Consider the following 12,207-nt stretch of genomic DNA (forward strand, 5'->3'; position numbering starts at 1 on the left):
GTCTTGCCCCCGGCGATCCGCGCCTTGACGTCGTCCGCCCCTAGAAATCGGAGAACACACCACATGACAACGACGTCAGCGACGTCGACGCGCGGTGGAGCGCGCGTCCACGTCCAGCGCTTCGGCACCTTCCTCTCGGGAATGGTCATGCCGAACATCGCGGCCTTCATCGCCTGGGGCTTCATCACGGCCCTCTTCATCCAGACCGGATGGCTCCCGCTCCTCGGCATCGACGCCACCTGGGTCCAGCAGTTCGGCGGCTGGAGCACCGATCCCGACGTGGTCAACACCGGCCTCGTCGCCCCGATGATCACCTACCTCCTCCCGCTCCTCATCGCGAACACCGGTGGCCGCATGGTCTACGGCGCCCGCGGAGGCGTGGTCGGCACCATCGCGACCATGGGCGTCATCGTCGGCGCCGGCATCCCGATGTTCATCGGCGCCATGATCATGGGCCCGCTGTCGGCGTGGCTCATGAAGAAGGTCGACTCGATCTGGGACGGCAAGATCAAGCCCGGCTTCGAGATGCTGGTCAACAACTTCTCCGCCGGAATCCTCGGCCTCCTCCTCGCGCTCCTCGCCTTCGCGGGCGTCGCGCCGCTCGTGGTCGGCCTCTCGACCGCCCTCGGTGCGGGCGTGGAGTTCCTGGTCAACGCGGGCCTGCTCCCGCTGACCTCGCTCTTCATCGAGCCGGCGAAGATCCTCTTCCTCAACAACGCCATCAACCACGGCATCCTCACCCCGCTGGGCGTGCAGCAGGCGGAGGAGGCGGGCAAGTCCTACCTCTTCCTCCTCGAGGCCAACCCCGGCCCCGGCATGGGCGTGCTCCTGGCCTTCGCGTTCTTCGGTGTCGGCGCGGCCCGCGCCTCGGCTCCCGGCGCGGCGATCATCCACTTCATCGGCGGCATCCACGAGATCTACTTCCCGTACGTGCTGATGAAGCCGGCGCTGCTCGCGGCCGTCATCCTCGGCGGTGCCACCGGTGTCGCGACGAACGTCGCGTTCAACTCCGGCCTCCGCGCCCCCGCCTCGCCCGGCTCGATCATCGCGGTGCTCCTCCAGACCGCGAACGACAGCTTCCTCGGCGTCATCCTCTCGGTGGTCCTCGCGACCGCTGTGTCGTTCCTGGTGGCCTCGGTCATCATCCGGTCCGGCCGCAAGCGCGACCTGGCCGCGGAGCAGGAGGGCGACGACAAGCTCGCCGCCGCCGTCGCCGCCAACGAGGCGAACAAGGGCAAGGAGAGCGCCGTCGGCTCGCTCATCAACGCCCGCGGCGCCAACGCTCCGCAGGACTCGTCCGGCGCCTCGACCGCGGGGGCCACGGCCACCGCCACCCAGGTCCGGAACATCGTCTTCGCCTGCGACGCCGGCATGGGCTCGTCCGCGATGGGCGCCTCGGTGCTGCGGAACAAGATGAAGAAGGCGGGCTTCGAGGACGTCACGGTCACCAACAAGGCGATCGCGGCTCTCGAGGACGACGTGGACCTGGTCATCACCCAGGCCGAGCTCACGGAGCGCGCCCGCCAGCGCACCCCGGGCGCCATCCACGTCTCCGTGGACAACTTCATGAACAGCCCGAAGTACGACGAGGTCGTCTCGCTGGTCGCGGAGCAGCACGGCAAGTAGTACGCCAACCATTCGGAGGGAACCCGTAGGGTGCGACAGAGCGGACACGCTCCGCTCGCCCCTGCGGGTTCCCTCGCTGTCAGCACCTCCACGGAAGGACGCACCCCATGAGCGACGTGCTCACCATCGGACAGATCGACGCCTCCGGCACCGCCACCACGAAGGAGGCCGCCATCAAGGAGGCCGCCGACATGCTGGTCGGCGTCGGCGCGGTCACCCCCGCCTACTACGAGGCCATGCTCGCCCGCGAGGCGACCGTCTCGACCTACATGGGCAACCTGCTCGCCATCCCGCACGGGACGAACGACGCGAAGGACGAGATCCGCTCCTCCGCCCTCTCGTTCGTGCGCTACGCGCAGCCGATCGACTGGGACGGCAACGAGGTGCGCTTCGTCGTCGGAATCGCCGGCGTCGACAACGAGCACCTCGAGATCCTCTCCAAGATCGCGATCATCTTCTCGGAGGAGGACGAGGTGCAGAAGCTCCTCGACGCCCCGGACGCGCAGTCGCTCTACAGCCTGCTGGGCGAGGTCAACTCCTGATGCCCACCGCCGTCCACTTCGGCGCAGGCAACATCGGCCGCGGCTTCGTCGGCCTGATCCTGCACGGCGCCGGCTACGAGCTCGTCTTCGCCGACGTCAACTCCGAGCTGATCGGCCGCCTCGCCGCCGCCGACAGCTACGAGGTGCACGAGGTGGGGGAGGAGGCGGCTACGCACGTCGTCGACCGCTTCCGCGCGATCGACTCGGCCGTCGACGAGGAGGCGCTCGTCCGCGAGATCGCCGCCGCCGACATCGTCACCACGGCCGTCGGCCCGAACATCCTGAGCTTCGTCGCCCCGTTGATCGCGAAGGGCCTCGCCGCCCGCGACGAGTCGGCGCCGCGGCTGGCGGTCATGGCCTGCGAGAACGCGATCAACGCGACCCGCCTGCTGCAGACCGAGGTCGCCGCGAACCTCGGCGCGGACGAGTGGGAGCGCCTGCGCACCCGCGCCGTCTTCGCCGACACCGCGGTGGACCGCATCGTCCCCAACCAGGACCCGGGCCAGGGCCTGGACGTGACGGTGGAGAGCTTCTTCGAGTGGGTCGTCGACCGCACTCCGTTCGAGGGCACCGAGCCGGAGATCCCGGGCGCGACCTGGGTCGACGACCTCGAGCCCTTCATCGAGCGGAAGCTCTTCACGGTGAACACCGGCCACGCGACGGCCGCCTACACCGGTTTCGCGGCCGGAGCGCACAAGCTCTCCGACGCGCTCGCGATGCCCGAGGTGCACGACGCGGTGAAGGCCGCGCTCGAGGACACCAAGGCGCTCATCGTGGCCAAGCACGGCTTCAGCGACGAGGAGCAGCAGGCCTACCTCGAGAAGACGCTGAAGCGCTTCGCCAACCCCTACCTGACCGACACGGTCGACCGGGTGGGGCGCCAGCCGCTGCGGAAGCTGTCGCGGCACGAGCGCTTCATCGGACCGGCTGCCGAGCTCGCCGAGCGCGGGCGGACGCCCGAGGGCCTGCTCGCCGCGATCGGCGCCGCGCTGCGCTTCGACGTGCCCGAGGACCCGCAGAGCGTGGAGCTCCACGCGAAGCTGGCCGCGCTCAGCCCGGAGGAGTTCGTGGCGGAGGTCACCGGCCTCGCACCCGAGCACCCTCTCTTCGACCGGGTGGTGGCGGTCGTCCGCGGCTAGGCCCACGGCCGCACGGCGGTGAACGACGACGAGGTCCCCTGCTTCCCGCGGGGGACCTCGTCGTCGTCTGCGGCGGCTCGGGCGGAGCGCTAGAACAGCCGCCAGCGGGTGAGCGGCCAGGCCACGGCGAAGACGCGTCCGGTGACCCTGTCGATCGGCACGGTCTTCACGCACGTGTCGATCGGCCCGCCGGCGCCGCGGCACTCGCCGAGCGAGTCGTTGGAGTTCGACCGGTGGTCCCCCAGGACGAAGAGGGAGCCCTCGGGGACCGTGTACTCGTCGAAGCAGCGCAGGGACGCGGGGCTCGTCGTGCAGTCGAGGGTCCCGGGGGTGAAGGGGAAGTCCTCGAAGACGTAGGACTCGTCGAGCGGCTTCCCGTCGACCAGCACATGCCCCTCGGCGTCGCAGCAGGAGACGGTGTGGCCCCCCTCGGCGATCAGCCGCTTGACGAGGAACTCCTCGTGCGAGGGGCCGATGCTGGTGACGTCCCCGAAGGTCTTCACGATCTCGGAGAGGGGGCTGCCGGCCTCGTCGCTCGCCCCCCAGTCGGCGTCGCGCGAGAAGACGACGATCTGCCCCTCCTCCGGCCCGCCCTGGAGCGCGAGGGTGCGGTCGACCAGGATGCGGTCGCCGAAGAACCCGCCGCCCTGGAGGGTGTTCTCCATGGAGCCGGTCGGCACCGTGTACACCTTCACGAAGAAGGTCTGCACCAGGGCGATGACCGCGATCGCCGCCAGGACCGTCACCACCGGGTGCGAGTACCAGCTCCGCCTCGCGGTCGCGGACCTCGTCGTGCGCGCCATGTGCTCTCCCTCCGGCTCGACGGAGCCAGCCTAGGCGGCGACGGACGCGGGGCCCGGCAGGGGGCGCGCGTCAGGCGCGGAGGCGGAGGCGGGGAGCGACACGCCCGAGGTGGCGGAGCGGCCGGGATTCGCGTAGCATCGACCCTTGGTGTTTTGCGCGTGCTCCGGCATGCCCGCGAACCCCGATCCGGGCTCTCGCCCGGTGGTGGCTCGTCGCGGAAACATTCGCACGACCAGTACACACACTACTTCCGAACGACAGTGAGGCTATGGCCAAAAAAGACGGTGTCATCGAAATCGAAGGTGCGGTTGTCGAGGCGCTCCCCAACGCGATGTTCCGCGTGGAGCTGACCAACGGACACAAAGTTCTCGCCCATATCTCGGGCAAGATGCGTCAGCACTACATCCGGATCCTCCCCGAGGACCGGGTGATCGTGGAGCTGAGCCCCTACGACCTGACCCGCGGCCGGATCGTCTACCGCTACAAGTAGACGTTCGCTCCGCTGACGTTCGCGACGTGCGTGTCCTGTAAGGAACGGCCCCGGCATCCGCCGGGAGCACGACGCCAGCGAAAACAAGGACAAGAACAATGAAGGTCAACCCCAGCGTCAAGCGCATCTGCGACCACTGCAAGATCATCCGCCGCCACGGCAACGTGATGGTCATCTGCAGCAGCAACCCCCGCCACAAGCAGCGCCAGGGCTAGTCCCGCTGCTTCCGCGAGGGAGCGCAGGGGCGGCGTGCCGCCCCCACTGCACAACTGAACACACCCGCAGCACCAGAAATCGCGCAGCACTCCGGCGACCCCGGGGTGGACGGCGAGGACACCTTCGGTCGGAGGCCGAGGCACCGGTGCTGCTTCACACCTCCACTCACTCACAGGAGAAGCCACAATGGCACGTCTGGCAGGAGTAGACATCCCGCGCGAGAAGCGCGTGGAGGTCGCACTGACCTACATCTACGGTGTCGGCCGCACTCGCGCGCTCAAGACCCTGAGCGACACCGGGATCGACGGCAACATCCGCGTCAAGGACCTCAGCGACGACCAGCTCGTCTCGCTCCGCGACTACATCGAGGGCAACTACAAGGTGGAGGGAGACCTCCGCCGCGAGGTCGCCGCCGACATCCGCCGCAAGGTCGAGATCGGCTCGTACGAGGGCATCCGCCACCGTCGCGGCCTCCCGGTCCGTGGACAGCGCACCAAGACGAACGCGCGCACCCGCAAGGGACCCAAGCGCACCGTCGCCGGCAAGAAGAAGGCCGGCCGCAAGTAACGCGGGCGACACGGACCTAGAGGAGATACAGAATTGGCTACCCCCAAGTCGGCCGCGCGCAAGCCGCGCCGCAAGGAGAAGAAGAACATCGCTGTGGGCCAGGCCCACATCAAGTCGACGTTCAACAACACCATCGTCTCGATCACCGACCCCTCCGGGGCCGTCATCAGCTGGGCCTCGTCCGGTGGAGTCGGCTTCAAGGGCTCGCGCAAGTCGACGCCGTTCGCCGCTCAGCTCGCCGCCGAGTCGGCCGCGCGCCAGGCTCAGGAGCACGGCATGAAGAAGGTGGACGTCTTCGTGAAGGGCCCCGGCTCGGGTCGTGAGACCGCGATCCGCTCGCTCCAGGCCGCCGGCCTCGAGGTCGGCTCGATCAACGACGTCACCCCGCAGGCGCACAACGGCTGCCGCCCGCCCAAGCGTCGTCGCGTCTAAGCAGCACTCGCAGCCGTCGGTCGGCCGCACGAACCGCCTCCGGGCGGCACGTGCGGCCGACCGGCGGATCGCGCATTTCTTTCACAACTCCACACCTCGCAAACGCACGTGTCATATAGCGGACACGTGATCGAAAGGAATCATCAGTGCTTATCGCACAGCGTCCGACGCTCACCGAGGAGAACATCTCGGAGTTCCGTTCCCGCTTCGTCATCGAGCCTCTCGAGCCCGGCTTCGGCTACACGCTCGGCAACTCGCTGCGTCGCACCCTGCTGTCCTCCATCCCCGGCGCCGCTGTCACCAGCATCCGGATCGACGGAGTCCTGCACGAGTTCACGACCGTCCCGGGCGTCCGCGAGGACGTCACCGAGATCATCCTGAACATCAAGGGACTCGTCGTCTCCTCCGAGCACGACGAGCCGATCACCGCCTACCTGCGCAAGCAGGGAGCCGGCCAGGTCACCGCCGCGGACATCTCGGCTCCGGCCGGTGTCGAGATCCACAACCCGGAGCTCGTCATCGCCACGCTGAACGACAAGGCGAAGTTCGAGCTCGAGCTCACCATCGAGCGAGGCCGTGGCTACGTCTCGGCGACCCAGAACCGCAGCGAGTTCTCCGAGGCCGGCCAGATCCCGGTCGACTCGATCTACTCGCCCGTGCTGAAGGTCACCTACCGCGTCGAGGCCACCCGTGCCGGCGAGCGCACCGACTTCGACCGCCTGGTCGTGGACGTGGAGACGAAGGCGGCGATCTCGCCGCGCGACGCCATCGCCTCCGCCGGACGCACGCTGACCGAGCTGTTCGGTCTCGCCCGCGAGCTGAACAACGCGGCCGAGGGCATCGAGATCGGCCCCGCGCCGGTCGACGCGGTCCTCTCGACCGAGCTGTCCATGCCCATCGAGGACCTCGACCTCTCGGTGCGCAGCTACAACTGCCTCAAGCGCGAGGGCATCAACAACGTCAATGAGCTCGTCGCCCTCTCGGAGACGCAGCTCATGAACATCCGCAACTTCGGTCAGAAGTCGGTGGATGAGGTCAAGGAGAAGCTGACGGAGCTCGGCCTGTCGCTCAAGGACTCGGTCCCCGGGTTCGACGGCGCCCACTTCTACAGCTACGACGACGAGAGCATCTAGGTCCTCCGCTCCGGAGCCCCGGCTCCTCGCGTCCGACCTGCTGACACCCCTTTAGTACTGGAGTAAACCCATGCCCAAGCCCACCAAGGGCCCCCGCCTCGGAGGCGGCCCCGCACACGAGCGCCTGCTGCTGGCGAACCTGGCCGCGGCCCTGTTCACGCACAAGAGCATCAAGACGACCGAGACCAAGGCCAAGCGCCTTCGTCCGCTCGCCGAGCGCCTGGTGACCTTCGCCAAGCGCGGCGACCTGCACGCCCGCCGTCGCGTCCTCGCGACGATCGGCGACAAGTCGGTCGTCCACGAGCTCTTCACCGAGATCGCCCCGCTCGTCGCCGAGCGCGAGGGCGGCTACACCCGCATCACCAAGATCGGCCCCCGCAAGGGAGACAACGCGCCCATGGCCGTGATCGAGCTCGTCCTCGAGCCCGTCACGCCCAAGGCGAAGAAGTCGCGCACCACCACGGCGCCCGTGTCCGCTCCGGTGGACGAGGCCCCCGCCGAGGAGACCACTGCCGAGGAGACCACTGCCGAGGAGACCCCCGTCGAGGAGGCGCCCGTGCAGGACGCTCCCGTCGAGGACGCCGCGCAGGACGCTCCGGTCGAGGAGACCGGCGCGACCAAGTAGTCACGCCCCCTCTGCCGAGAGCCCTCCGCCCCTCCGGGGCGGGGGGCTCTCGTCGTACCCCGAGGTGGAGTGGCGCGAAGCGTCGCTTACGATGGCACGGTTGCGCTCGTCGGGTGCGGCCGCGTCACGACCGGCGCTCCCGGGGTCCGCCCCGACGATCCTCGGAGGACTCCTGTGCGACTGCGATCCTCGGCCGCTGCGGCGCTCCTCGCCCTGTCCCTCGCGGTCGGAGTGAGCGGCTGCGCCTCCGGCGACGTGATCGACGTGCCGGAGTCGGCGGGCGTCGCGAGCGCCACCCCGGTGCCGTCGGCCGCACCGTCCGTGCCGTCCGTGCCGTCGAGTGATCCGGCGGGAGAGGGCGTGGACTGCGCGAGCGCGCTCCCCGCCTCCCTGGTCGAGCAGGAGGCCGGCCTGACGGCGGGCGCCGTGGCGCTCACCGCCGCGGGCGACACGTGCTCCTACGCCGTCGACGGCGGCGACCCGGCCGTCGTGCTGACGCTGCACCGCGGGCCCCTCGTCGAGACCTTCACCGGTGCGGGCGAGGCGCTCGGTGCGGTGCCGGTCTCGCTGGGCACGGCCGCCTACTGGGTGCAGGGCATCGCCTCCGCCCCCTCCGAGCTGGCCGTCCTCGCGGGCGGCTGGGAGGCGCGGATCGTCTCCTCGGTCGGCGAGCAGTCGACGCTGGTCGGCTGGGCGGTCTCGGCCCTGGCGAGTGTCGACGTCCCGCTCGCGGTCGCCTGAGCCGTGACCGCGGCCCGCTCTAGACTCGTCTGATGCTCCACCGCGTCCGCCTCGACCTGGCCTACGACGGCTCGCACTTCTCCGGCTGGGCGAAGCAGCCGGGCCTGCGCACCGTGCAGGGGGTGCTCGAGGAGTCCCTCGCCCTGGTGCTGCGCTCCGAGCAGCACCCGACAGTGACGGTCGCCGGGCGCACCGACGTCGGCGTCCACGCCAGCGCGCAGGTCGCCCACGTCGACCTCACCCCCGAGCAGTGGGGCCGCATCAGCAGCGGTCGGCGCCGACCGGGGGAGGAGCCGTTCCCGCCCGCGTCGATCCTCGAGCGGCGGCTCCGCGGGATCCTCGGGCAGTACACCGACGTCTCGGTGCACCGGGTGACGGAGGCGCCGGAGGGGTTCGACGCGCGGTTCTCGGCGCGCTGGCGGCGGTACGAGTACCGGCTGGCCGACGCCTCCTCGATGCGCCACCCGCTCGAGCGCACCTACACCACCTGGATCACCGACTCCCTCGACCTCGACGCGATGTCGGCCGCGGCCCGCTCCCTCCTGGGCCTGCACGACTACGCGTCGTTCTGCCGCGCCCGGGTGGGGGCCACCACCATCCGGAGCCTGCTCGACTTCACCTGGGAGCGCGACGCCGACGGAGTCCTGCACGCCCACCTGCGCGCGGACGCCTTCTGCCACAGCATGGTGCGGGCCCTCGTGGGAGCGTGCGTCGCGGTCGGCGCCGGGAAGCTCGAGGCGGGGGCGGTCCCGCTGCTCCGGGACGCCGCCCGGCGGACCAACGCGTTCGCGGTGATGCCGGCCCGCGGCCTCATCCTCCGCGAGGTCGACTACCCCGAGGACGACGCGCTCGCCGAGCGCGCCCTGCTCACCCGGGCGAAGCGCACCGTGCGGACCGAGGGGCCGGACCTCGAGGACTCGGAGTGAGCCGGGGGTGCTCGACCGCGCCCCGCGCCCCGTGGCGGCTCGGGCCGCACCTGCTGCCACCGCAGCCGGAGCCCCTGCCGCCAGGATCCGTGCTTGGCCGCACGGGGGCTTTGCTGTAATGTCGACCCTTGGTGTTTTCGGCCGTGTGCCGAGCGCCCGAAGTTGAGCCCTCCACCGGATCGGTTCGGCCCCTCGCGGGTCGAACGGCCACGGAGCGGGATCCACGAACACCTCACTCCGACCAGAAAGCAGCACTCACGTGACTCGCACTTTTTCTCCGAAGCCGGCTGACGTCCAGCACGACTGGATCGTCATCGACGCGTCCGACGTCGTGCTCGGCCGTCTCGCCACCCACGCCGCGGCGCTCCTGCGCGGCAAGCACAAGGCCACCTTCGCGCCGCACATGGACATGGGCGACTTCGTCATCATCGTCAACGCGGAGAAGGTCGCCCTCACCGGCCAGAAGCTCCTCCAAAAGAAGGCCTACCGCCACTCCGGCTACCCGGGCGGCCTCTCGGCCACCACGTACGCCGAGCTCCTCGAGAAGAACCCGGTCCGCGCCGTCGAGAAGGCCATCCGCGGCATGCTCCCCAAGAACTCCCTCGGCCGCGCCCAGCTGCGCAAGCTGAAGGTCTACACGGGATCCGAGCACCCCCACGCGGCCCAGCAGCCGCAGGCGTACGCCTTCACCCAGGTCGCCCAGTAGGCTCCGGCCCTCCCCGACACCCCAGACTTCGAAGACAAAGGATCACCTACACCGTGGCGAAGATCGCAGACCAGATCGACGTGGCTCCCGAGAGCTACTCCACCGAAAGCCCGGCCACCGAGGCGTCCACGACGCCCCGCGCCGTCCTCAACGTCTCCGGCGCAGCCGTGGGCCGACGCAAGCAGGCCATCGCCCGCGTGCGCCTCGTCCCCGGCAACGGCGGCATGACCGTCAACGCCCGCGAGTTCGCGGAGTACTTCCCCAACAAGCTGCACCAGCAGCTGATCACCGACCCCTTCAAGGTGCTCGACCTGATCGGCTCCTACGACGTGGTCGCCAAGATCACCGGCGGCGGCCCCTCCGGCCAGGCCGGCGCGCTGCGCCTCGCCATCGCCCGTGCGCTCAACGAGATCGACCGCGAGAACAACCGCGCGATCCTGAAGAAGGCGGGCTTCCTGACCCGCGACGCCCGCGTCATCGAGCGCAAGAAGGCCGGTCTCAAGAAGGCCCGCAAGGCGTCCCAGTTCTCGAAGCGCTAGTCGACGCGGCCTGACGGCCGCACGACCAGCAGCTCGAGAAGGGACTGCGCACCATGCCGCGCCTGTTCGGAACAGACGGCGTCCGTGGCCTCGCGAATCGCGAGGTCACGGCCGACCTGGCTCTCGGCCTCGCCCAGGCGGCCGCCCGTGTACTCGGAGCGGCCGCCCGGGCCGAGGGCCGTCGGCCCGTCGCTGTGCTCGCCCGCGACCCCCGCATCTCCGGTCAGTTCATCGGAGCCGCGGTCGCGGCGGGTCTCGCGAGCGCGGGAGTCGACGTGCTCGACGCCGGCGTCATCCCGACGCCCGCCACCGCCTACCTCATCGCCGACGAGAACGCCGACTTCGGCGTGATGATCTCGGCCTCGCACAACCCCGCCGCCGACAACGGCATCAAGTTCTTCGCCGCCGGCGGACGCAAGCTCCCGGACGAGCTCGAGAACCGCATCGAAGCGGCCCTCGGAGTCCCCCCGCTCACGCCGACCGGAGCCGACGTCGGCCGCATCACCCGGTTCTCCGACGCGGAGGACCGCTACGTCCTCCACCTGCTCGGATCCCTCGAGGGCACCCGGCTCGACGGCCTGCACGTGGTCATCGACTGCGCGCACGGCGCCGCCGCCGGCATCTCGCCCCAGGTGTTCACCGACGCCGGAGCGACCGTCACCGTCATCGGCAACGACCCCGACGGCCTCAACATCAACGACGGCGTGGGCTCGACCCACCTCGACAACGTCGCCGACGCCGTCCGCGCAGCCGGCGCCGACATCGGCATCGCCCACGACGGCGACGCCGACCGCTGCCTCGCGGTGGACGCCGAGGGCCGCATCGTCGACGGCGACCAGATCATGGCGATCCTCGCGACCGCCATGGCCCGCCGCGGCGCCCTCCGCGACGACGTCCTCGTCGCCACCGTCATGAGCAACCTCGGCCTCAAGCTCGCCATGCGCGACGCCGGCATCCGCGTCATCGAGACCGCGGTCGGCGACCGCTACGTCCTCGAGGCGATGAACGACGGCGGCTACTCGCTCGGCGGGGAGCAGTCCGGCCACGTCATCATGAGCCGCTACGCCACCACCGGCGACGGCGTCCTCACCGGGCTCCAGCTCGCGGCCGAGATGGCCCGGACCGGCCGCACGATCGCCGACCTGGCCGCCGTCATGTCCGTCTTCCCGCAGACCCTCGTCAACGTGCGCGGCGTCGACCGCGAAGGCGTCCGCGACGACGAGGTCATCGCCTCCGCCGTCGCCGACGCCACCGCCGAGCTCGGCAGCGACGGCCGCGTGCTCCTGCGCCCCTCCGGCACCGAGCCGATGGTGCGCGTCATGGTCGAGGCGAAGACCCAGGAGACGGCCGACCGCCTCGCCGAAACGCTCGCCGCGGTCGTGCTCGAGAGGCTGCGCTCTTAAGGAGCCGCTCCCTGCGCGGCTCTTCGCGGTCGGCTCGACGAGGTGGTTGCGCGGGTGGAGCGGGTTGCGTTCGCCGCGGGGGAATCGCTTGGCACGCGATTCCCTCGACGGCTGTGTTCATTGAGGAGCCGCTCCCTGCGCGGCTCTTCGCGGTCGGCTCGACGAGGTGGTTGCGCGGGTGGAGCGGGTCGCGTTCGCCGCGGGGGAATCGCTTGGCACGCGATTCCCTCGACGGCTGTGTTCATTGAGGAGCCGCTCCCTGCGCGGCTCTTCGCGGTCGGCTCGACGAGGTGGTTGCGCGGGTGGAGCGGGTCGCGG

Annotated in this window: 15 protein-coding genes; 14 read left to right on the top strand and 1 reads right to left on the bottom strand. The window is 70.2% G+C overall.

Annotation, left to right across the window (positions count from 1 at the left end; genetic code table 11):
- Positions 1 to 63 precede the first annotated feature (63 nt).
- The 3 genes from C5C24_RS15655 (at position 64) to C5C24_RS15665 (ending at position 3,307) form a co-directional block, all read left to right on the top strand.
- A complete protein-coding gene (locus C5C24_RS15655; protein WP_104277904.1) occupies positions 64 to 1,626 on the top strand; it encodes a PTS mannitol transporter subunit IICB in 1,563 nt (520 codons plus the stop codon).
- A 107-nt stretch (positions 1,627 to 1,733) separates the two neighbouring features.
- The gene (locus C5C24_RS15660; RefSeq protein ID WP_104224996.1) at positions 1,734 to 2,168 is read left to right on the top strand and encodes a PTS sugar transporter subunit IIA; all 435 of its coding nucleotides are present in this window, start codon (positions 1,734 to 1,736) and stop codon (positions 2,166 to 2,168) included.
- Positions 2,168 to 3,307: a mannitol-1-phosphate 5-dehydrogenase gene (locus C5C24_RS15665; protein ID WP_104305413.1), complete on the top strand. Its 1,140-nt coding sequence runs from the start codon at positions 2,168 to 2,170 to the stop codon at positions 3,305 to 3,307. Before C5C24_RS15660 ends, C5C24_RS15665 begins: the two co-directional genes overlap by 1 nt.
- A gap of 89 nt (positions 3,308 to 3,396) precedes the next feature.
- Here C5C24_RS15665 and lepB read toward each other — a convergent pair whose 3' ends face one another.
- Entirely contained in the window at positions 3,397 to 4,110 is a 714-nt protein-coding gene (gene lepB / locus C5C24_RS15670; RefSeq protein ID WP_104277906.1) for a signal peptidase I, read from the bottom strand.
- Between the two features lie 269 nt (positions 4,111 to 4,379).
- Here lepB and infA point away from each other — a divergent pair, with 269 nt between their 5' ends.
- The 11 genes from infA (at position 4,380) to glmM (ending at position 11,889) form a co-directional block, all read left to right on the top strand.
- Positions 4,380 to 4,601, top strand: coding sequence for a translation initiation factor IF-1 (gene infA / locus C5C24_RS15680; protein ID WP_022883252.1), 222 nt, complete (start codon positions 4,380 to 4,382; stop codon positions 4,599 to 4,601).
- Between the two features lie 98 nt (positions 4,602 to 4,699).
- A complete protein-coding gene (rpmJ, locus tag C5C24_RS15685; protein ID WP_055787164.1) occupies positions 4,700 to 4,816 on the top strand; it encodes a 50S ribosomal protein L36 in 117 nt (38 codons plus the stop codon).
- A gap of 187 nt (positions 4,817 to 5,003) precedes the next feature.
- Positions 5,004 to 5,384 carry a 30S ribosomal protein S13 gene (gene rpsM / locus C5C24_RS15690; RefSeq protein ID WP_104277907.1) on the top strand — a complete coding sequence of 127 codons (381 nt, stop codon included), beginning with the start codon at positions 5,004 to 5,006 and terminating at the stop codon, positions 5,382 to 5,384.
- 33 nt (positions 5,385 to 5,417) lie between these two features.
- The gene (rpsK, locus tag C5C24_RS15695) at positions 5,418 to 5,816 is read left to right on the top strand and encodes a 30S ribosomal protein S11 (protein ID WP_055787170.1); all 399 of its coding nucleotides are present in this window, start codon (positions 5,418 to 5,420) and stop codon (positions 5,814 to 5,816) included.
- A 146-nt stretch (positions 5,817 to 5,962) separates the two neighbouring features.
- The gene (locus C5C24_RS15700) at positions 5,963 to 6,949 is read left to right on the top strand and encodes a DNA-directed RNA polymerase subunit alpha (protein ID WP_104224999.1); all 987 of its coding nucleotides are present in this window, start codon (positions 5,963 to 5,965) and stop codon (positions 6,947 to 6,949) included.
- A gap of 70 nt (positions 6,950 to 7,019) precedes the next feature.
- Complete coding sequence (gene rplQ / locus C5C24_RS15705) at positions 7,020 to 7,574, top strand: 50S ribosomal protein L17 (protein ID WP_104305414.1); 555 nt, start codon at positions 7,020 to 7,022, stop codon at positions 7,572 to 7,574.
- 174 nt (positions 7,575 to 7,748) lie between these two features.
- A complete protein-coding gene (locus tag C5C24_RS15710; RefSeq protein ID WP_104305415.1) occupies positions 7,749 to 8,315 on the top strand; it encodes a hypothetical protein in 567 nt (188 codons plus the stop codon).
- A 32-nt stretch (positions 8,316 to 8,347) separates the two neighbouring features.
- Positions 8,348 to 9,241 (top strand): tRNA pseudouridine(38-40) synthase TruA, encoded by an 894-nt coding sequence (locus C5C24_RS15715; protein ID WP_104277910.1) that lies wholly within the window; start codon positions 8,348 to 8,350, stop codon positions 9,239 to 9,241.
- A 259-nt stretch (positions 9,242 to 9,500) separates the two neighbouring features.
- Positions 9,501 to 9,947: a 50S ribosomal protein L13 gene (rplM, locus tag C5C24_RS15720; protein ID WP_104225003.1), complete on the top strand. Its 447-nt coding sequence runs from the start codon at positions 9,501 to 9,503 to the stop codon at positions 9,945 to 9,947.
- Between the two features lie 53 nt (positions 9,948 to 10,000).
- The gene (gene rpsI / locus C5C24_RS15725; RefSeq protein WP_104225004.1) at positions 10,001 to 10,486 is read left to right on the top strand and encodes a 30S ribosomal protein S9; all 486 of its coding nucleotides are present in this window, start codon (positions 10,001 to 10,003) and stop codon (positions 10,484 to 10,486) included.
- A 53-nt stretch (positions 10,487 to 10,539) separates the two neighbouring features.
- Complete coding sequence (gene glmM / locus C5C24_RS15730) at positions 10,540 to 11,889, top strand: phosphoglucosamine mutase (protein ID WP_104305416.1); 1,350 nt, start codon at positions 10,540 to 10,542, stop codon at positions 11,887 to 11,889.
- The last annotated feature ends 318 nt before the right edge of the window (positions 11,890 to 12,207 follow it).

The sequence above is a fragment of the Rathayibacter sp. AY2B3 genome, assembly GCF_002931755.1.
Taxonomy (GTDB): domain Bacteria; phylum Actinomycetota; class Actinomycetes; order Actinomycetales; family Microbacteriaceae; genus Rathayibacter.